General features: G+C 71.9%; 16 protein-coding genes and 1 tRNA gene. 11 read left to right on the top strand and 6 right to left on the bottom strand.

Features of this window, described 5'->3' with window-relative positions; all coding sequences use genetic code 11:
* The first annotated feature begins 93 nt into the window (after window positions 1-93).
* The 7 genes from eno to ACL06G_RS03080 all read left to right on the top strand — a co-directional run bounded on the left by eno (window position 94) and on the right by ACL06G_RS03080 (window position 8,584).
* Entirely contained in the window at window positions 94-1,374 is a 1,281-nt protein-coding gene (gene eno, locus ACL06G_RS03110; protein WP_412785347.1) for a phosphopyruvate hydratase, read from the top strand.
* 124 nt (window positions 1,375-1,498) lie between these two features.
* Entirely contained in the window at window positions 1,499-1,984 is a 486-nt protein-coding gene (locus ACL06G_RS03105) for an FtsB family cell division protein (protein WP_412835353.1), read from the top strand.
* Window positions 1,985-2,045: 61 nt separating this feature from the next.
* Window positions 2,046-2,579 carry a DUF501 domain-containing protein gene (locus ACL06G_RS03100; protein WP_412785345.1) on the top strand — a complete coding sequence of 178 codons (534 nt, stop codon included), beginning with the start codon at window positions 2,046-2,048 and terminating at the stop codon, window positions 2,577-2,579.
* A 114-nt stretch (window positions 2,580-2,693) separates the two neighbouring features.
* On the top strand, window positions 2,694-3,638 hold the full coding sequence (locus tag ACL06G_RS03095) for a Ppx/GppA phosphatase family protein (protein WP_412785344.1): 945 nt from the start codon (window positions 2,694-2,696) through the stop codon (window positions 3,636-3,638).
* 492 nt (window positions 3,639-4,130) lie between these two features.
* Window positions 4,131-5,516: an NAD(P)/FAD-dependent oxidoreductase gene (locus tag ACL06G_RS03090; RefSeq protein WP_412785343.1), complete on the top strand. Its 1,386-nt coding sequence runs from the start codon at window positions 4,131-4,133 to the stop codon at window positions 5,514-5,516.
* Window positions 5,517-5,672: 156 nt separating this feature from the next.
* Window positions 5,673-7,022: a class I SAM-dependent methyltransferase gene (locus ACL06G_RS03085; RefSeq protein WP_412785342.1), complete on the top strand. Its 1,350-nt coding sequence runs from the start codon at window positions 5,673-5,675 to the stop codon at window positions 7,020-7,022.
* 107 nt (window positions 7,023-7,129) lie between these two features.
* On the top strand, window positions 7,130-8,584 hold the full coding sequence (locus ACL06G_RS03080) for an FG-GAP and VCBS repeat-containing protein (protein WP_412785341.1): 1,455 nt from the start codon (window positions 7,130-7,132) through the stop codon (window positions 8,582-8,584).
* Window positions 8,585-8,675: 91 nt separating this feature from the next.
* Here the strand turns inward: ACL06G_RS03080 and ACL06G_RS03075 are convergent, their stop codons facing one another.
* Both ACL06G_RS03075 and ACL06G_RS03070 read right to left on the bottom strand, forming a co-directional pair.
* Window positions 8,676-11,210, bottom strand: coding sequence for an ABC transporter permease (locus tag ACL06G_RS03075; RefSeq protein ID WP_412835352.1), 2,535 nt, complete (start codon window positions 11,208-11,210; stop codon window positions 8,676-8,678).
* Window positions 11,211-11,309: 99 nt separating this feature from the next.
* A complete protein-coding gene (locus ACL06G_RS03070) occupies window positions 11,310-12,098 on the bottom strand; it encodes an ABC transporter ATP-binding protein (RefSeq protein WP_412785339.1) in 789 nt (262 codons plus the stop codon).
* 404 nt (window positions 12,099-12,502) lie between these two features.
* Between ACL06G_RS03070 and ACL06G_RS03065 the strand changes: the two genes are divergently transcribed.
* Window positions 12,503-12,586 (top strand) — tRNA-Leu (locus ACL06G_RS03065).
* 442 nt (window positions 12,587-13,028) lie between these two features.
* A complete protein-coding gene (locus ACL06G_RS03060; RefSeq protein ID WP_412785338.1) occupies window positions 13,029-13,895 on the top strand; it encodes a Bax inhibitor-1/YccA family protein in 867 nt (288 codons plus the stop codon).
* A gap of 112 nt (window positions 13,896-14,007) precedes the next feature.
* On the opposite strand, the gene ACL06G_RS03055 is transcribed toward ACL06G_RS03060, so the two are convergent.
* The gene (locus ACL06G_RS03055) at window positions 14,008-14,235 is read right to left on the bottom strand and encodes a DUF4287 domain-containing protein (RefSeq protein WP_412785337.1); all 228 of its coding nucleotides are present in this window, start codon (window positions 14,233-14,235) and stop codon (window positions 14,008-14,010) included.
* 141 nt (window positions 14,236-14,376) lie between these two features.
* Here ACL06G_RS03055 and ACL06G_RS03050 point away from each other — a divergent pair, with 141 nt between their 5' ends.
* On the top strand, window positions 14,377-14,691 hold the full coding sequence (locus ACL06G_RS03050; protein WP_412785336.1) for a hypothetical protein: 315 nt from the start codon (window positions 14,377-14,379) through the stop codon (window positions 14,689-14,691).
* Here ACL06G_RS03050 and ACL06G_RS03045 read toward each other — a convergent pair.
* The 3 genes from ACL06G_RS03045 to ACL06G_RS03035 form a co-directional block, all read right to left on the bottom strand.
* Complete coding sequence (locus ACL06G_RS03045) at window positions 14,675-15,640, bottom strand: hypothetical protein (protein WP_412785335.1); 966 nt, start codon at window positions 15,638-15,640, stop codon at window positions 14,675-14,677. The genes ACL06G_RS03050 and ACL06G_RS03045 overlap by 17 nt on opposite strands.
* A gap of 360 nt (window positions 15,641-16,000) precedes the next feature.
* The gene (locus tag ACL06G_RS03040) at window positions 16,001-17,221 is read right to left on the bottom strand and encodes an acetyl-CoA C-acetyltransferase (RefSeq protein WP_412785334.1); all 1,221 of its coding nucleotides are present in this window, start codon (window positions 17,219-17,221) and stop codon (window positions 16,001-16,003) included.
* Window positions 17,222-17,384: 163 nt separating this feature from the next.
* The gene (locus ACL06G_RS03035) at window positions 17,385-18,452 is read right to left on the bottom strand and encodes an SGNH/GDSL hydrolase family protein (RefSeq protein WP_412785333.1); all 1,068 of its coding nucleotides are present in this window, start codon (window positions 18,450-18,452) and stop codon (window positions 17,385-17,387) included.
* Between the two features lie 246 nt (window positions 18,453-18,698).
* On the opposite strand from ACL06G_RS03035, the gene ACL06G_RS03030 reads away from it, so the two are divergent.
* Window positions 18,699-20,081, top strand: coding sequence for a cystathionine beta-synthase (locus tag ACL06G_RS03030; RefSeq protein ID WP_412785332.1), 1,383 nt, complete (start codon window positions 18,699-18,701; stop codon window positions 20,079-20,081).
* Window positions 20,082-20,169: the final 88 nt, after the last annotated feature.

Raw genomic sequence — 20,169 nt, 5'->3', positions numbered from 1 at the left:
GGAGTGTTTTCTTCACTGCCGGAACAAACGCATCGTGCGACCGGGCGGTTAGGCTGCGGGGGCAGGTACCAGACACATACGAAGGAGACCCTCGTGCCGTCCATCGACGTCGTAGTGGCCCGCGAGATCCTCGACTCGCGAGGCAACCCCACGGTCGAGGTCGAGGTCGGCCTCGACGACGGCAGCACCGGCCGTGCTGCGGTCCCGTCCGGCGCCTCCACCGGTGCCTTCGAGGCCCTGGAGCTGCGCGACGGCGACGCCGGCCGCTACGGCGGCAAGGGCGTCGAGAAGGCCGTCCTGGCCGTGATCGAGCAGATCGGCCCGGAGCTCGTCGGGTACGACGCCACCGAGCAGCGGCTCATCGACCAGGCGATGTTCGACCTCGACGCGACCGCCGACAAGTCCTCGCTCGGGGCCAACGCCATCCTCGGCGTCTCCCTCGCCGTGGCCCACGCCGCCTCCGAGGCCTCCGACCTGCCGCTCTTCCGCTACCTCGGCGGGCCCAACGCGCACCAGCTGCCGGTGCCGATGATGAACATCCTCAACGGCGGCTCGCACGCCGACTCCAACGTGGACATCCAGGAGTTCATGATCGCGCCGATCGGCGCCGAGTCGTTCTCCGAGGCGCTGCGCTGGGGCGCCGAGGTGTACCACGCCCTGAAGTCCGTGCTGAAGGAGCGCGGCCTGGCGACCGGGCTCGGCGACGAGGGCGGCTTCGCCCCGAACCTCGGCTCCAACCGCGAGGCGCTCGACCTGATCCTCGAGGCCGTCGAGAAGGCCGGCTACACCCCGGGGCAGGACATCGCACTCGCCCTGGACGTCGCCGCCTCCGAGTTCTACAAGGACGGCAGCTACGTCTTCGAGGGCCGGAACCGCACCGCGGAGGAGATGGCCGCCTACTACGAGGAGCTGGCCGAGGCCTACCCGATGGTCTCCATCGAGGACCCGCTCTACGAGGACGACTGGGCGGGCTGGACCACGCTGACCGCCAAGCTGGGCGACACGGTGCAGCTGGTCGGCGACGACCTGTTCGTCACCAACCCCGAGCGTCTCTCGCGCGGCATCGAGGAGAAGGCCGGCAACGCGCTGCTGGTCAAGGTGAACCAGATCGGCTCGCTGACCGAGACGCTGGACGCCGTCGAGCTGGCACAGCGCAACGGCTTCAAGTGCATGATGTCGCACCGTTCGGGCGAGACCGAGGACGTCACCATCGCCGACCTCGCCGTCGCCGTGAACTGCGGTCAGATCAAGGCGGGCGCACCGGCCCGCTCCGACCGTGTCGCCAAGTACAACCAGCTGCTGCGCATCGAGGAGATTCTCGACGACGCCGCGGTCTACGCCGGGCGCTCCGCGTTCCCGCGCTTCAAGGGCTGAGAACCGCCGACCGGCGGAAACACCCCGCGCGCTCCGCGTCCCTCCCCGCCACCGCTGCCGTACGGTGGCGGGGACACGCGTGCGGCCGCGCGACCGCACTCCGTGACGTCTCCAGGGGAGGAACGTGCCTGCGGACCGCTTCTCGACCACGGCGCGACTCCGGGTCCTCGGGTCCCAGGCCGCGGAGCGGGTCTACCGCGCGCAGAGCCGCCGACTGCGCACCCCGCGCCGCAGCCGCCTCACCGGCAGGGCCGCGCTGCTCGCGCTCGTCGTGTGCTCGCTGGTGGTGCTGCTCGCCTATCCGCTGCGCCAGTACGTCGCCCAGCAGTCCCGGATCGAGGACCTGCGGCAGGAGACCCGGCAGCGGCAGGAGCGCGTGGAGGAACTGCGCCGTCTCGCGGCCCGCTGGAAGGACCCCGCGTTCGTCGAGCAACGTGCCCGCGCCCGCCTGCACATGGTGCGGCCCGGCGAGACCGGCTACCTCATGCGCCACGGCGAGCGGAGCTTCGACCGCCCGCCGGGCGGTGCGGTGGACCGGCCCTGGTACCGCACCCTGTGGCGGGGCCTCGACGAGGCGGACGCCTCCGACGCGGGGCGCAGCGACCCGTAAGCTCTCCGGGTACGGCCCGGCCCGTGCCGAGAGACATCCGCAGCGAAGAGAACACCGAGCGATGGACACCCCTCCTCCCCAGACCGAGCCCACTCCGCCCACCGACGCCGACATCGAGGCGTTCCAGCAGCAACTGGGACGACCGCCCCGGGGTCTGCGCACGATCGCGCACCGGTGCCCCTGCGGCAACCCGGACGTCGTCGAGACCGCGCCGCGCCTCGAGGACGGCACCCCGTTCCCGACGACCTACTACCTCACCTGCCCCCGCGCCGCCTCGGCCATCGGCACCCTCGAGGCCGACGGCGTGATGAGGGAGATGACGGCGCGCCTGCGGGAGGACGAGGAACTCGCGGCCGCCTACCGCGCCGCCCACGAGGACTATCTCGCCCGGCGGGACGCCATCGGGGTGCTCCAGGGGTTCCCCAGCGCGGGCGGCATGCCGGACCGCGTGAAGTGCCTGCACGTACTGGTGGCGCACTCCCTGGTGGCCGGCCCCGGCGTGAACCCGTTGGGCGACGAGGCTCTGGCCCTGCTGCCCGAGTGGTGGCGCAAAGGACCGTGCGTGCGTCCCGACGGGGCGGACAACGACGGCTGACGGTCCGCGGCCGTGCCCGGCGGCGGCGTCGGAGCCGGGCGGACCGGGCCGGCCGCAGAGGCCAGCCACCGGGCACCAGAACCCGGGACGAGGGACGAGGGACGAGGAGAGACCATGACCCGTGTGGCCGCCGTGGACTGCGGCACGAACTCGATCCGGCTGCTGGTCGCCGACCTGCACCCCGGGACGGGTGAGCTGGAGGACCTCGACCGACGCATGGAGATCGTGCGGCTGGGTCAGGGAGTGGACCGCACGGGCCGGCTGGCGCCCGAGGCCCTGGAGCGGACCTTCGCTGCCTGCCGCACCTACGCCGAGGCGGTGCGGGCCCATGGCGCGGAGCGCCTCCGCTTCGTCGCCACCTCCGCGTCCCGCGACGCGGAGAACCGCGCGGACTTCGTGCGGGGCGTGGTGGACATCCTCGGCGTGGAGCCGGAGGTCATCACCGGTGACCAGGAGGCCGAGCTGTCCTTCACCGGGGCCACCGGGGAGCTCGCCGACTCCTCGCACGCCCGCCCCTATCTGGTGGTCGACATCGGCGGCGGCTCGACCGAGTTCGTGGTCGGGGACACCCATGCCCGGTCCTCCCGCTCCGTGGACGTGGGCTGCGTCCGGCTCACGGAGCGGCACGGCCTGACGGGCGGGCCCGCCACCCGCGAGCAGATCGACGCCATGCGGGCGGACGTCGAGGAGGCGCTGGACCGCGTCGCCGAGTCGGTGCCCCTGGAGGAGGCCCGCACCCTCGTCGGCCTGGCAGGCACGGTGACCACCGTCGCCGGAATCGCTCTCGGGCTGGATACCTACGACTCCGAGGCCATCCACCACTCGTCGGTGACGCGGGAACAGGTCGCCGCCATCAGCGAGCGGTTGCTCGCGGCCACGCACGAGGAGCGTGCCGCGATCCCCGTGATGCACCCGGGGCGCGTCGACGTCATCGCGGCGGGATCCCTGGTGCTGCGCACGATCATGGAACGCATCGGTGCGGCGGAGGTCGTGGTGAGCGAGCACGACATCCTGGACGGCATCGCCCGGAGCTGCGCCCCCGAGAACCCGCGGCCCTGAGCCGAGTCGGGGCACGCGCTTCGTGCACACCCCTTCGGGAGCTTCCTGCCGGGTCTGTCGGTCGCGCCTGTCGGGCGTGCTCCGGGCTCGTCCGAGCGGTCCGCCCGGCAGTCCGAGCGGGCTCCGGCGGCCCCGGGCGGGCCGGGCCGCGGACGCGGTCGACGAACTTCGTGAAGTTCTTCACAAGGATTTCTCCGCAGTCGCCCCCGGATCGGTGAAGTAAGCGCGGGATCAAGACGCTCCGTCGCCCGCACGGCGCCGCGAAGGCGGAGCGTCGTCGGGGCCGCCGGGTCCGCCTCGGGGGAGTGGTCCATGCGTTGCACGCGCAAGGAGTGCAGTTCACGAGGGGTGTGTCGGGTGTGCCGGGGCCGGTGGTATACCGTCGTTCGGCTATCGGGCGGCGTAGTGGCGGCGCATAGTAGCACAAGTGGCCGGGGTTCTTGTGAAGACCCTCACGAGCACCCCCCTTCCGGGTGCTGGATACTCGATGGCATGAGCACCACGGAACGTCCTCGAATCCTCGTAGTGGGTGGCGGGTACGTCGGCTTGTACGCGGCTCGCCGCATCCTCAAGAAGATGCGGTACGGCGAGGCCACGGTCACGGTCGTCGACCCCCGCTCGTACATGACGTATCAGCCCTTCCTCCCCGAAGCGGCAGCCGGATCCATCTCCCCCCGCCACGTCGTCGTTCCCCTTCGTCGCGTGCTCCCCAAGGCGGAGGTCCTGACCGGCCGTGTCACGACCGTCGACCAGGACCGCAAGGTGGCCACCGTGTCGCCGCTGGTCGGCGAGGCGTACGAACTGCCCTTCGACTACCTGGTCGTCGCCCTCGGAGCCGTCTCGCGCACCTTCCCGATCCCCGGCCTGGCCGAGCACGGCATCGGCATGAAGGGCGTCGAGGAGGCCATCGGCCTCCGCAACCACGTGCTGGAGCAGCTGGACAAGGCCGACTCCACGACGGACGAGGACGTCCGACGCCGCGCCCTGACGTTCGTCTTCGTCGGCGGCGGCTTCGCCGGAGCGGAGACCGTCGGCGAGGTCGAGGACATGGCCCGCGACGCCGCCAAGTACTACCCCAACGTCAAGCGGGAGGACATGCGCTTCCTGCTCGCGGACGTCGCCGACAAGATCCTCCCCGAGGTCGGCCCCAAGCTCGGCGAGTGGGGCAAGGAGCATCTGCAGGACCGTGGCGTCGAGGTCTACCTCAAGACCTCCATGGAGTCCTGCATCGACGGCCGGGTGGTGCTGTCCAACGGCCTCGAGGTCGACTCCAACACCATCGTGTGGACCGCCGGCGTCAAGCCCAACCCGGCGCTGAAGCGCTTCGGTCTCCCGCTCGGCCCCCGCGGCCACGTCGACACCGAGGCCACGCTGCAGGTCCGCGGCACCGACCACATCTGGGCCGCCGGCGACAACGCCCAGATCCCGGACCTCGCCTCCGGCGAGGGCAAGTGGTGCCCGCCGAACGCCCAGCACGCGCTGCGCCAGGCCAAGGTCCTCGGCGACAACGTCATCTCCCGGATGCGCGGCTTCCCGCAGAGCGACTACAAGCACGCCAACAAGGGCGCCGTCGCCGGCCTCGGCCTGCACAAGGGCGTCGCGATGGTCGTCATGGGCAAGCTCCGCCTCAAGCTCCGCGGCCGCCTCGCCTGGTACATGCACCGCGGCTACCACGGCCTCGCCGTGCCGACCTGGAACCGTAAGATCCGGGTCTTCGCGGACTGGACGCTCGCCATGTTCCTCAAGCGCGAGGTCGTCTCCCTCGGCGCGATGGAGAAGCCGCGCGAGGAGTTCTACGAGGCCGCCGCACCGGTCACCGCAGCCGCCGCGGCGCCGTCCGGGGCCAAGGACGAGCGGCCCAAGGCGAAGGCCGGCTGACTCACGTCACCACCCGTACGCCGAAGGGGGCGTGAGCCATCCGTGGGGCTCACGCCCCCTTCGGCGTTCCCGAGGGACTTCCGCGGAAACCGTGGGCATACCGCACCTTTCGTTGTGTCATGGAACGAGTTGTCGCTTCTCCCCTGGAGGTGTGCCATGACCGGTGCCGCCCCGCGGCTCCACGTACTCGCCGGAAGACTGCTCGGGACACCGCTCCCCGTGCGCCTCCGCGCCTGGGACGGCAGCGAGGCCGGGCCACCCGACGCGCCCGCCCTGGTCCTGAGGCACCGACGGGCACTGCGCAGGTTCCTCTGGCGACCCGGCGAGCTCGGCCTCGCCCGCGGCTGGGTCGCCGGCGAGATCGACGTGGACGGTGACCTGTATGTCCTGCTCGACCGCCTGGCCGGCGTGCTCTGGGAACGCGACGGCCACCCCGGCCCCGCGCCGGTACGCGGCGCCCTCTCCCTCGCCCGCGACCCCGCCGCACGCGCCGCCGTCCGGGAACTCCTCGCGCTCGCCGGGCCCGGACTCCCGCCCCGCCCGCCCCGCGAAGAGGTGCGCGGCCGCAGCGGGCTCCGCCACACGCTCCTCCGCGACCGCGCCGCCGTCAGCCACCACTACGACGTCGGCAACGCGTTCTACGAACTGCTCCTCGGCCCCTCCATGGTCTACTCCTGCGCCTACTGGGAACAGGACGGAACGCTGGAGGAGGCCCAGCGGGCCAAGCTCGACCTGGTCTGCCGCAAGCTCGCGCTGCGCCCCGGAGCCCGGCTGCTCGACATCGGCTGCGGCTGGGGCGCGCTGGTGCGGCACGCCGCCCGCGAGTACGGCGTCCGCGCCGTCGGCGTGACCCTCTCCCGCGAGCAGGCCGGCTACGCCCGCAAGCGCGTCGCCGAGGACGGGCTCACCGACCGGGTGGAGATCCGGGTCCAGGACTACCGCGAGATCGCCGACGGCCCGTTCGACGCGATCGCCTCCGTCGGCATGGCCGAACACGTCGGCGCTCTCCGGTACCGCTCCTACGCACAGGCCCTGCACGGCCTGCTGCGGCCCGGCGGACGCCTCCTGAACCACCAGATCTCCCGGCGGCCCCAGCCGGACGAGGCGGAGTACACCTTGGACGCCTTCATCGACGCCTACGTGTTCCCCGACGGGGAACTCGCGCCGCTGGGCCGGACCACCGCCCTCCTGGAGGAGGCGGACCTGGAAGTGCGCGACGTCGAGGTGCTCCGCGAGCACTACGCGCTCACCCTGCGCCAGTGGGTGCGGAACCTGGAACGCCACCGGGACGAGGCGGTCCGCCTCACCTCCCCGGGCCGCGCCCGGGTCTGGCGGCTGTACATGGCCGCCTCCGCCCTCGCCTTCGAGCACAACCGCCTCGGCGTGAACCAGATCCTCGCGGTACGCCCCACCTCCGACGGCGCCGCGGGCCTGCCGCTGCGCCCCCGCGCCTGGACGGAAGGCCGGAACGACGACCAGGCGTCCACGAGGACAACTTCCCGGTAACTCCGTACAACCCCCGGCGCACTTCGGAGGTCACCTCAGCGTCCGTACACGGGAGTTCCGGCCCCCGGTACCCCGTTTTCAGCCGAGCCACGTAGGTGATCCCCGGAGTGCTCAAGCACCTCAGACCGATCCTCGCCACCGCTGCTGCCGCCGTCCTGACGGGCGGTCTGCTGACGGCGGCCGCAAGCCCGTCCGTCGCCGTCGACGGTGTGGAAGGCGACTTCAACAACGACGGGTACGGCGACGTCGTCGCCGCCGCCGGCTACGCCCACGTGAACGGCAAGGCCGGCGCGGGTCAGATCGTCGTCTACTGGGGCGGCCCCGACGGGCTCGACCCCGCGCGCCGCAGCCCGATCAGCCAGGCCTCCCCGGGCGTGCCGGGAAGCCCGGAGGAGGGCGACCTGTTCGGCAACTCGCTGCGGACCGGCGACTTCAACGGCGACGGCATCAGCGACCTCCTCGTCAGCGCCTACCTCGAGGACCTGGGTGGCGACGAGGAAGCCGGCATGCTCTCCGTGCTGTGGGGCTCCTCCGAAGGGCTGGTGAGCGGCGCCGTCATCGGCGACCCGGACGGCTCCGGCCACGACCGGTTCGGGCAGTCCCTGGCCGTGGGCGACTTCGACGCCGACGGCACCACGGACATCGCGGTCGGCACGGACCACCCGACGGTCCACATCCTCGCGGGCGGTCTCGACACGTGGGGCGAACCGGCCTTCGACTACACCGTCCGCCCGAACCTCGCCCCCGGCTTCAACGGCGCGTTCTACCTGACCGCCGGCCAGGTCGAGGGCGAGGGTACCGGCGACGACCTCGTCGTGAACGGCCTGGAGAACGAGCCCGACGAGAACGGCTACATCTACAACGCCAACTTCTACTTCCCGGGTATTGCGGGCAAGGGCCTGGCCGGTGACGGCGAGCCGCTGCAGGGCGGCATCGTCACCGACATCGGGGACACCGACGGCGACGGCTTCGGGGACCTGGTCATCGGCACCGAGTGGGACCAGGGCGTGCCCGGCTCCACCAAGGGCGGCAAGGTCACCGTCCTGTACGGCACCGCGGACGGCCCGAACGGTCGCGTGGTGACGGTCACCCAGAACACCAGCGGCGTCGTCGGCGCCTCCGAGAACGACGACCGGTTCGGGGACACCCTGCACCTGGGGGACGTCAACGGCGACGGCTTCGAGGACCTCGTCATCGGCTCGTCCGAGGAGAACCTCGGCGACGCCTACGACACCGGCGCCGTCCACCTGCTGTACGGCTCGCCGGCGGGCATCACCACCACCGGGGCGCAGTACTTCAACCAGAACACGCCCGGCGTGCCGGGCAGCAACGAGAAGCAGGACTACTTCGGCAGCGACGTCCTGCTCCGCGACGTCGACGCCGACGGCGACGACGACCTCGCCATCGGTGCCATGGGCGAGAACTGGTTCAACGGATCCGTCACGGCCCTGCGGTCCGACGGCACCCGCATCGTCACCGACGGCGCGCTGTGGATGAGCGCCAGGTCCTCGGGCGTCCCGACCGCGGGTCAGCCGGGGCTGGGGGGCCGGTTCAAGGGCTGACCCGGTCTCCACGCGCCACCGCGCACACGACGGCGCCCCCTCCCACGAGGAGGGGGCGCCGTCCCGTGCGTCCGCGACTCGCGGAGCGAGGTCACTCGGTGCGGATCGCCTGCAGGATGTCCAGCCGGGAGGCACGCCGCGCCGGCCACAGCGCGGCCAGCATGCCCACCAGCGCCGCCAGCGCCAGGAACACCCCCAGCCGGTCCCACGGCAGCACCAGCGCGTAGGTGTCCATACCGGTACTCGCGATCAGCTCACCGGCGGCCCAGCCGAGGAAGACACCGAGCCCGATCCCGAGCACGCCGCCGAACAGCGAGATGACCAGTGACTCCAGCCGGACCATCCGCTTGACGCTCCGCCGGTTCAGGCCGATCGCCCGCAGCATCCCGATCTCCTGGCCGCGCTCGAAGACGGACATCGCCAAGGTGTTGACCACTCCGAGCACCGCCACGACCACCGCCATGGCCAGCAGCCCGTACAGGACGTTCAGCAGCACGGAGACCAGCTGCGCGATGCCCTCGGAGATGTCCTCCTGGTCCTGCACCTGCAGGGCGGGGTTGTTGCCCAGTTCCTTCTGCAGGGTGTCCCGCGTCGCCTCGCTGGGGCCGCTGTCGGTCTCGACCAGCACCCGCATGTCGGTGACACGAGGCATGTGCGGGGTCAGCGTCGAGGCGTCCAGCATGATGCCGCGGGCGAACTCGCTGCCGTCGTAGACACCCGCCACCGTCAGCGTCTCGCGGCTTCCGTCCGCGTAGGCCACGCGGAAGTCGGAGCCCGCCTTCCAGCCCTGTTCCTCCGCCGTGTCGGCGTCGACCACGGCCTTCGTCCCGCCGGCGACGCCGGACCAGGATCCCTCGGTGAAGTCCAGGGAGAGCAGGCGGTCGACGGTCTCGCCGTTCACGCCGGTCAGCTGCCGGTTCCTGCCGTCGACGCGGGCGGCCGTGGTGCGCATCGGCGAGGTGGCGGTGACCTCGTCCAGCCCCTTCAGCTTCCCCTCGACCTCGGGGGAGAGCGGCGTGAAGTTGGCCATGGAGACCGTGTAGTCCGCCGCGACCGACTCGGCGGCCATCTTCTCGATGGCCTGCTGGACGCCGGAGGCGACCACCGTGAAGCCCGTGACGAGGGTGAGTCCGACCATCAGGGCGGAGGCCGTCGTCGCGGTGCGCCGCGGATTGCGGACCGCGTTCCGCCGGGCCAGCTTGCCGCTGACGCGGAACAACCGCAGCACCGGTGCGGCAGCGGCGATCAGCGGGCGGGACAGCAGCGGGGTGAGGACGAAGACGCCGACGAGCAGCAGGGCGGCGCCCGCACCCATCATCGCCTCGCCGTCCTCCCTCGAGGTGGCTGCCAGGACCAGGGCCGTGCCGCCGCCCGCCAGCAGCGCCCCGAGCGTGTTGCGCAGCACCAGGGAGCGGGTGGTGGACGGCGCGTGGACGCTGCCCATCGCGGCGACCGGCGGGATCTTGGCGGCCCGGCGGGCCGGCAGCCAGGCGGCGAGCACGGTCACGGCGACGCCGACCACCAGGGAGGCGGCAACGGCGTCGAGGGAGACGACCAGCGGACCGTCGGGCATGGTGCCCAGCCGGGACACCAGGGAGCGCAGCCCCACCGCGATCCCGATACCGGCGCCGAAGCCCACCACCGAGGCCGCCAGGCCGACACCGGCCGCCTCCAACAGCACGGAGCGGGTGACCTGACGACGGCTCGCCCCGACGGCCCGCAGCAGCGCCAGCTCCTTCGTCCGCTGCGCGACGAGCATGGTGAAGGTGTTGGCGATGAGGAAGATGCCGACGAACAGCGCGATGCCCGCGAACACGAGCATCGCGGTCCGCATGCCCGACATGCTGTTCTCGATCTGCTGCGACTGGTCGTCGGCGAGCTTCCGGCCCGTCACCGCCTCGGTCCTCGGGGGCAGGATCTTCTCGGCGCGCGCCTTCAGCGCGGCCTGCGTGGTGCCTTCGGCCGCCTCGAGCTGGATCTGGGTGTACTGGCCGGGCTTCGCGAACAGCCGCTGCGCGGTGGCGTCGTCGAAGAGCACGAGTGTGCCGCCGGCCGCGACGTTGCCGTCGTCCGTGGTGAAGACGCCGACGACCTTCTCCTTGCGGACCGGCCCGCTCACCGACATGCGCACCGTGTCGCCGACTCGGTAGCCGGTGCGCTCGGCGGTCCTGGCGTCGAGGGCGACCTCGCCCTCCTCCTGCGGGGCGTGGCCGCGGCGCATCGGATAGCGGGCGTCCTCGCCGTCCCGCCCCTGGTAGTTGGCGCCGCGGGTGCTCCAGCCGTCCCCGACCAGGTCGCCGTTCTTGTCGGCGAGGGCGGCGAAACCGGAGACCACACCGGTCGCGGAGGCGGCGCCCGGCAGCTCCTCCGCCTGCTGGAGCGTCTCGCGCGGCAGTCCTGCCGGGGCGGCGGACGCCCGGTCCGGGCCGCCGGCGTCCCCGACGGGGCGCAGGGAGACGTCGACGTGTTCGAACCCCTTCTCCGAACTTCGCTGGAACGCTTCCGAGACGGTCGAGGTGAAGACGAGTGTGCCGGCGACGAAGGCCACGCCGAGCATCACGGCGAGGAGGGTCATCAGCAGCCGGCCCTTGTGCGCGAGCACGTTGCGCAGGGCAGTTCTGAACATGGGCGAGTCCTGGGTTCGGGTGCCCCGGGGCGCGGGGCGGAGTGGAAGGAGGGGGCACGGGAGGGCGTACCGGCTCCGCGGGGCGGAGGCGGTACGCCGTCAGCCGGTGCGGCCCGTGGTGTCCAGGGACTTCATGCGGTCCAGCACCGTCTCGGCGGTGGGGTCGGCCAGGTCGTCGACGATCCGCCCGTCCGCGAGGAAGACGACGCGGTCCGCGTAGGAGGCGGCCACCGGGTCGTGCGTGACCATGACGACCGTCTGGCGCAGCTCGCTGACGGACTTCCGCAGGAAGCCGAGCACTTCGGCGCCCGAGCGGGAGTCGAGGTTCCCGGTGGGCTCGTCACCGAAGATGATCTCGGGCTTCGAGGCCAGTGCGCGTGCCACCGCGACGCGCTGCTGCTGCCCGCCGGAGAGCTGGTTGGGGCGGTGCTTCAGCCGGTCTCCCAGACCCACGGTCGCGACGACCTCGTCGACCCACTCCTGGTCCGGCTTCGTGCCCGCGATGTCCATCGGGAGCGTGATGTTCTCCATCGCGGTGAGCGTGGGCAGCAGGTTGAAGGCCTGGAAGATGAAGCCGATCCGGTCGCGCCGCAGGCGGGTGAGCTTCTTGTCCTTGAGCGTGGTGAGTTCGGTGTCTCCGAGGAGCGCACTGCCGCTGCTGACCGAGTCGAGTCCGGCCATGCAGTGCATCAGGGTCGACTTGCCCGAGCCGGACGGGCCCATGATGGCGGTGAACTCCGCCCGGCGGAACTCGACGGAGACGCGGTCCAGGGCCACGACCCGGGTCTCGCCCCGGCCGTAGACCTTGGTGAGTTCCGTGGCTCGGGCGGCCGCGCCGTCGCCCTGGCCGGGCGCGGCGTCGGAGACTGCGGTGTGGGTGATGGTCACGAGGACGGCTCCTGTCGGACAGCTCTGTGAGGGGACCGGTCCATCGTGCCTCCGCGTATGCCCCGGCGGATCAGCCCGGGTGCCGGTTTCCGGGGGACCCCTGGGAGGTACCCCGCGACGGTCCGGTCCTCCCTGGGGAGGACCGGCGTCCCCGAGAGACCACGGGGACGGAGGGAGGAGGGGAAGGGGCGGAGAATTTGCGTCAATTCCCGGTTGCCCGGCGCCGCAGGAGGCAGGGGGAGGACGGCCCACCAGCAGCGCTGACGGGGCGTCAGGTAGCCTTAAAATAAGACAACTTCGGAGTTCACGACGGCCTGAGACGCCCCGTCGGTGGATAGGCTCTTACCGCACCCGCGTGGATCGCGGCCCCACACGGCGGCGTCGGGCAGGCCGCGGGGTGCCGTGCCCGGATGGTGGAATGCAGACACGACGAGCTTAAACCTCGTTGACCCTCGCGGGTCGTGCCGGTTCGAGTCCGGCTCCGGGCACTCCCACCTCCACGGGGCAGTGCGACCTCACGCGATCGGCCTACGCCCCTGCCTCGCGGTGGGCGTGAGCCCCTCGAGGATCGGCGCCCCTCCTCCCCTTCGCTCCTTCTCGCACCTCTCCCCTCGCACCGACCCCGGCGCGCAGGCGTGCGGAGGCGACCGTGAGACCCCGCGGTCCGGTTGACGCCCAGTTGCCCCTTCCGGCCTCGCCGTCGCGGGTGAATGTGACGTGCCGCACGGCGCTGCGGGGTAGGGGCGATGCATGCGCCACGCCCCCTCCGGGCACCTGCCGGGCAGGGCACGTGCCGCCACGTGCCGACACCTCTCGTGTCTCGGAACAATTACGTCCCTTTGCTCGTTGGGACCGCTGCACTAGCGTGCTGTTTTTGCCCAGGCATTACTCTGGAGGCAAGGCCGCGCCGTGCGGTCATGGAGGAGTGAGATGAGGAGCAGCAACCCGGTCTTCTCGCGACGGGGAATCGGCCGCGACAGCGGCCACGCCGGTTTCGGCGCCGGCCAGCACCAGCAGGCCGGGAACCCTTACGCGGCGGGCCCCGCCACGAACCCGTACGCGACCAACCCGTACGCCCAGACGCAGACCGCCCCGGGTCAGGCACCCAAGCAGGGTGCCCCGCCGGTCGCGTCGCAGACGGGCCGCATGACGATCGACGACGTCGTCACCCGCACCGGCATGACGCTGGGCACCGTGATCCTCACCGCGGCCGCCGCCTGGATCACCGGCGTCACGCTGGGCATCGCCATCGGCGCCGCCCTGGTCGCGATGGTTCTGGCCTTCGTCCAGATCTTCAAGCGCAAGCCCTCGCCCGCGCTGATCCTGGGATACGCCGCCTTCGAGGGCGTGTTCCTCGGCTCGATCAGCAACTACCTCAACACCTACGTCGGCAACGGCGTGGCGATGCAGGCGGTGCTGGGCACCATGGCGGTGTTCGCCGCGGTGCTGTTCATGTACAAGCAGCGGATCATTCGGGTGACCCGGCGCTTCTACCAGTTCACGATGGCGGCCGCGCTCGGCTTCGTGCTCCTGATGGGCGTCAACCTGCTGTTCGCGCTCTTCGCCGGCGGCGACGGCCTGGGCTTCCGCACCGGTGGCCTCGGCATCCTCTTCGGCATCATCGGCATCGTGCTCGGCGCCGCTTTCCTCGCCATGGACTTCAAGCAGGTCGAGGACGGCATCGCCTACGGTGCCCCACGCGAGGAGTCCTGGCTGGCCGCCTTCGGTCTGACCCTCACTCTGGTGTGGATCTACCTGGAGTTCCTGCGGCTGCTGTCGATCCTGAACAGCGACTGACGCACCGTTCCGCAGCGGCGCGTGCGACCGCACGAAGGGCCCGCGAGGCGATCGCCTCGCGGGCCCTTCGTCCGTCAGCGTGGGGGAGCGTGTGCCCTTCCGGAGGGCCTGGTCACAGGTGGCGCGCGGCGCGCCGCAGGTCGTACTCGTGAACGATCGCCTTGGCGTAGCCGTAGCTGAGGTTGTGCTCCCCCCGCAGCCAGCTCACCTTCTCCTCGAAGCGGAAGAGGGCGGGGCCGTCGTCGACCGTGCGGATCCATTCGGAGATCTCGCGGCCGGTGCACTGCGGAATGCGGGCGAGCAGGTTCTGATGGGTCTCGGCGGAGAAGGTCTGGGACATCGGCGCCTCCGGACGCTGCCGTATGTGAGTCCTTCCCGCCACGGTGCCCCAGCGGGGGGCCGTTGGCAACCTTCCGGTCCCGACGATCAGGGGCGCATCGTGGTGCGGGAGCGCCGCCGGTACGGCGCGTAGGGTGGCCGGGTGCGTGAGGTGACGGCGTTGACGACCGAGGTGGATCTGCTGGCGGACCGGTTGCGGTCCCTGCCGCAGAGTGCTCTGCTGCGCGGCGCCGCGGCCGAGGGCCGCGAGCTGGCGGGCGAGCTGGCCCGGCGCGCGCAGCTGCTGGAGTTCCCGGACCGCGCGCCGCAGGCCCTGCCGGACGCCGGGCCGTTCGCCGTGGGCGACCAGGTGGCCGTCGCCGGCCACGATCTGGCGCAGGTGCTGGGCACCTCGGGCACCGCTCGGCAACTGGAGGAGGCCGTGGACCTCGTGGCGCGGGTCAGAGCGAGGCGATGACCCGGTCGGCGAGCAGGTAGATCCGGTCCTCCCCGACCTCGAAGGTCAGCGAGTAGGCGCCGGAGACGCTGGAGCCGCCCAGCAGCAGCGGGGACAGGCCCGCGTCCAGCGCGTCCGCCAGCTGATCGGCCGTTTCCCGGTGTCCGGGGGACATGCAGACGGTGGTGCCGTCCTCGAACGCGTAGACGTCCAGGGTTCCCAGCGGGCCGGGCCGCACGTCGAGCAGCGGGGTCCGGGACTCGGCGAGTTCGCCGAGGCGCCGCACGGTCCGCTCGTGCTCGGCGAGCGTGGGCGTGCCGGCCGCCGGGACCGGTGCGGGCCCGATGGGCTCGCCGGAGAGCGAGAAGTCGGGGTGCGACGGGTGACGGCGGCGGGCGGCGGCGAGTTCGGCGGCGTCGGCGTCCGAGTCCTCCTCCGGCTCCGCCTCGGTGCCGGAGGTGTCGAGCCGTTCGACGCCGAGGAACGCCTCGGGGTCGTCCGCGTCGGCGAGCAGGTCCTCGGCGCCGGGCTGGCGCGGTACGAAGACCTCGCCCTCGTTCCCCGTGCCGGTGAGTCCCTCGGTGCCGTCGAGACGCCCTTCCAGCAGCGCTTCGAGGAGCGCACGGTCCGCTTCGGGGGAGACCTCGTACTCCGTGCCGTGCCCGGCCATCAGCGGGGTGTCCTCGTCCCGCGCCTCCTGCGCGGCCCAGAAGGCGCGCGCCTCGGCGAGTTCACGCTCCCGCTCCTCGGCCAGTGCCTGGGCGACGGCGACGCGGATCTCCTCGCCCGGCGCTGAGCGAGCCGCGGGCACCGACCCGTCCTGGGCCCTGCGCGTCGGGACGGCCGCGTCGAGGCGGGAGCCGAGGGCAGCCACCTCGCGGTGGAGCCCCCGCAGCAGGAGGAGTGCGGCGCCGCCCATGGCTATGGCCAGGCCCGCAGCCGTCAGCAGGAGAATCAATATGGCGCTCACTGAGGTACTCCCGGTTCCGTTACGATCCCCGAATTTCTACCGCAGCTTTCTCCGGTAAGACTTGCACGACCGTAGTGCAAAGCGCCATCAATGGGAGAGGCGGGAAGAGGAAGCACCATGGGTCGGACGCGTGTGACCTGGGCGAACGAAACGCCCCCAGGGGATATATCACATCCCGGGGGCGCTTCGGTGGGGGCTTTATGAAGAATATGGGCCCAGTGGCAATTTCCGATCTGTTCGCCTCGCGTGCCCTGCCGAAAGTGATCGGGGAGTGACGCTGGGGTCACGTTTCCGGTCTTCCGGTCGGGGTGGGACGCGACGGGACGGAGCGGTCGTAGCGGTCGGAGCCCGGACGGCCGGTCAGCTCAGCCGCTCGAGGACCATGGCCATGCCCTGGCCGCCGCCGACGCACATCGTCTCCAGGCCGAACTGCTTGTCGTGCCACTGGAGCGAGTTGAGGAGCGTGCCGGTGATGCGTGCGCCGGTCATGCCGAACGGGTGGCCCACCGCGATGGCGCCGCCGTTGACGTTGAGCCGGTCCAGGTCGATGCCGAGGCCCTGGTAGGAGGGGATCACCTGCGCGGCGAACGCCTCGTTGATCTCGACGAGGTCGATGTCGCCGATGGTCATGCCCGCGCGGGCCAGTGCCTGCCGGGAGGCCTCCACCGGCCCGTACCCCATGATCTCCGGCGACAGCGCGGACAGCCCGGTCGACACCACGCGTGCCAGCGGGGTGATGCCCAGCTCCCGCGCCTTGGTGTCGGACATGATCACCAGTGCGGCGGCGCCGTCGTTCAGGGGGCAGCAGTTACCGGCGGTGATGCGGCCGTCGGGGCGGAAGACCGGCTTGAGGCCCTCGACGCCCTCCAGCGTCACGCCCGGCCGGGGGCCGTCGTCCTGGGACACCACGGTGCCGTCGGGCAGCGTCACCGGCGTGATCTCGCGCTTCCAGAAGCCGTCGGCGATGGCCTGCTCCGCCAGGTTCTGCGAGCGGACGCCGAACTCGTCCATCTCGCGGCGGGAGACGCCCTTGAGCCGCGCCAGGTTCTCCGCGGTCTGCCCCATCGCCATGTAGACGTCCGGCACCTCGCCGCTCTCCCGCGGGTCGGTCCAGGTCTCGGCGCCGTGCTCGGCGCGTTCGGCGGTACGGGCCTCCGCGTCGGCGAACAGCGGGTTGTGCGTGCCCGGCATGCCGTCGGAGGAGCCGTTCGCGAACCGCGACACCGTCTCCACACCGGCCGAGACGAAGACGTCGCCCTCGCCCGCCCGGATGGCGTGCATCGCCATCCGGGTCGTCTGGAGCGAGGAGGAGCAGTACCGGGTGATGGTGCAGCCCGGCAGGTGGTCCATGCCCAGCTGCACGGCGACGACGCGGCCCAGGTTGTGGCCCTGTTCACCGCCCGGCAGGCCGCAGCCCAGCATGAGGTCGTCGATCTCCGCGGGGTCCAGCTGCGGCACCTTCGCCAGCGCGGCCCGCACGATCTCACTGGTCAGATCGTCGGGCCGGACCTCCTTGAGGGAACCCTTGCCGGCGCGGCCGATCGGGGAACGGGCGGCGGAGACGATCACGGCTTCGGGCATCACAGGCTCCATCGGACGCGTGGCTGGCAGATCTGTGACGTGAAGCTACCCGCACGTAGCGGATGGGTCACGTGGCTCACCGTGTGACGCGAGCCTCTTTCCCGAGCGTACGTCCCCGCGCCGTCAGGCCGGTCGCTGCCGCCGACCCGGCGGTGCGGGCGGGTCAGCGTGCGTCCGCGTCCACGTGCCGCACCGGTTCGCTGTCCTCGGCCGGGGGCAGCCGGCGGCGCCGGCGGTGCTTGAGCAGCGCCCACGGCCCGCGCACCGAGGCGACCTCCGTGCCGCCCTCCTCGGCGGCCTCGGCGGCTGCTCGGGCCACCGGCAGGATGCCCTCGCGCCGTCCTGCCTCGGGGCGCTCCTCCTCCGCCGGCCACAGGCCGAGCGAGGCGCAGACCGTCGGCAGTATCGCCATCGCCGCGGTGGCGTAGCCCTCGGCCGACGGGTGGTAGTTGTCCGGGCTGAACAGTTCCCGCGGGTTCGCCTGGAACTCCGGCCCGAGCAGTTCCCCCAGCGAGACGGTGCGGCCGCCCTCCTCGACCACCGCGATCGTCTGCGCGGCGGCCAGCTGACGGCTCAGCCGCCGCGCGATCCAGCGCAGCGGCTGGGCGACGGGCTCGATCGTGCCGAGGTCGGGACAGGTGGCCACCACCACCTCGCAGCCGGCGGTGCGCAGCCGCGCCACCGCGTCGGACAGCAGCCGGACCGACCGCGCGGGCGGCATCCGGTGGGTGACGTCGTTCGCACCGATCATGATCACGCACACGTCGGGGGCGTCGTCCTGCCCGCTCAGCAGCATCGTCACCTGGCGCTCGAGGTCGTCCGACTGCGCGCCGGAGAGCGCCACGTTGCGGAACGCCACCGGGCGTTCCGCGATGGCGGCCAGCGCCGAGGCGAGCAGGGCCCCCGGGGTCTGCCGAGGCCGGTGGACGCCCTGACCGGCGGCCGTCGAGTCGCCCACCATGGCGAGCTGCAGAGGCCGTGCGGGCGCGGCGGCACGCCCCCCGGCGCGGCCCCCGCCGCCGGCCCGGCCCGCGTACGCCGCCCCGTAGAGGCCGTCCGCCACCGGCGGTGTGGTGTCGGAGATCCCCACGCGGCGCTTCGCGAGCTGGGCCTCGGTGAACAACAGCCCCACCGCGGCGCCCCCGAGCAGCCCGAGCCCCCCGCTGCCGTACGCGGCCGCGGTAGCGATCCGGCGTGCCACTCTGGCTGTCGCCGCCTTCGACATCGGCATGGTGGTGGTCCGCCTCCCAGTGGTCGGTGCGTCCCGAACGCGCCGTTCGCTCGGACACGTCGGATGTTTCTTCCCCAACACTGTGTTGCCCCGTGTGGCCCTCCGTACAACGCGCCCCAAGGGTGGGGTGGTGCGCAATAGGCTGTCCCCACGGGTAGGGAGCGTGTGCCGCCTCCGACTCACCTGGGGGTGATCCCCCCGGCGTCCCGACCAAGGGAAGATCCCCGAAAGGCGTGGAGAACCAAGGTGCAGTATCACGACTCGATGATCGAGCTTGTCGGCAACACCCCGCTGCTCAGGCTCAACAGTGTGACGAAGGGCCTGAAGGCCACCGTTCTGGCCAAGGTCGAGTACTTCAATCCGGGCGGTTCCGTGAAGGACCGGATCGCCGTCCGCATGATCGAGGCGGCGGAGCGCAGCGGCGCCCTCCGGCCGGGCGGTGTGATCGTCGAGCCGACCTCGGGGAACACCGGTGTCGGGCTGGCCATCGTGGCGCAGCAGAAGGGCTACCGCTGCATCTTCGTCTGCCCGGACAAGGTCTCGACCGACAAGATCAACGTGCTGCGGGCGTACGGCGCGGAGGTCGTCGTCTGCCCGACGGCCGTCGACCCCGAGCACCCCGACTCCTACTACAACGTCTCCGACCGCCTGGTCCGCGAGACGCCCGACGCCTGGAAGCCGGACCAGTACAGCAACCCGGACAACCCGCGCTCGCACTACGAGTCGACCGGACCGGAGCTGTGGGAGCAGACCGGGGGCCGCATCACCCACTTCGTCACGGGAGTCGGCACCGGAGGCACCATCTCGGGCACCGGCCGCTACCTGAAGGACGTCAGCGAGGGCAGGGTCCGCGTCGTGGGCGCCGACCCGGAGGGCTCCGTCTACAGCGGCGGCTCTGGACGCCCCTACCTGGTGGAGGGCGTCGGTGAGGACTTCTGGCCGGACGCCTACGACCGGAACGTCGCCGACGAGATCGTCGCCGTCTCCGACAAGGACTCCTTCCAGATGACCCGCCGCCTCGCCCGTGAGGAGGGCCTGCTGGTCGGCGGGTCCTGCGGCATGGCCGTCGTCGGTGCCCTGAAGGTGGCCGAGGGGCTCGGTCCGGACGACGTCGTGGTCGTGCTGCTGCCGGACGGCGGCCGCGGCTACCTCAGCAAGATCTTCAACGACGAGTGGATGAACGACTACGGCTTCCTCGAGGAGGGCGAGGCCACCTCGGTCCGCGTCGGCCACGTGCTGCGGCACAAGGAGGGCCCGATCCCCTCGCTGGTCCACATGCACCCCGAGGAGACCGTGGGCGAGGCCATCGACGTGCTGCGCGAGTACGGCGTCTCGCAGATGCCCGTCGTCAAGCCCGGAGCGGGGCACCCGGACGTCATGGCCGCCGAGGTCATCGGCTCCGTGGTGGAGCGGGAACTGCTCGACGCGCTGTTCGCGCAGCGCGCCTCGCTGAGCGACCCGCTGGAGAAGCACATGTGCGATCCGCTGCCGCAGGTCGGTGCGGGTGAGAGCGTCGGCGACCTGATGGCCGTGCTCGAAGGGGCGGACGCCGCCCTGGTGCTGGAGGAGGGCAAGCCCACCGGCGTGCTCAGCCGGCAGGACCTCCTCGCCTTCCTCGCCCGCAGCTAGGGCGTACCGCGCCGGGTCGCGCCGCGGCCCGGCGCCGCCGCTCCGCCGGGCCGCCCCCCCCGGGGGGGGCCGCCCGGGGGGGCGGGTG

Source organism: Streptomyces callyspongiae, from assembly GCF_047200695.1.
Lineage (GTDB): Bacteria > Actinomycetota > Actinomycetes > Streptomycetales > Streptomycetaceae > Streptomyces.
The sequence above is the reverse complement of the archived record's forward strand: the minus strand, read 5'-3'. Positions and strand labels throughout refer to the sequence as shown.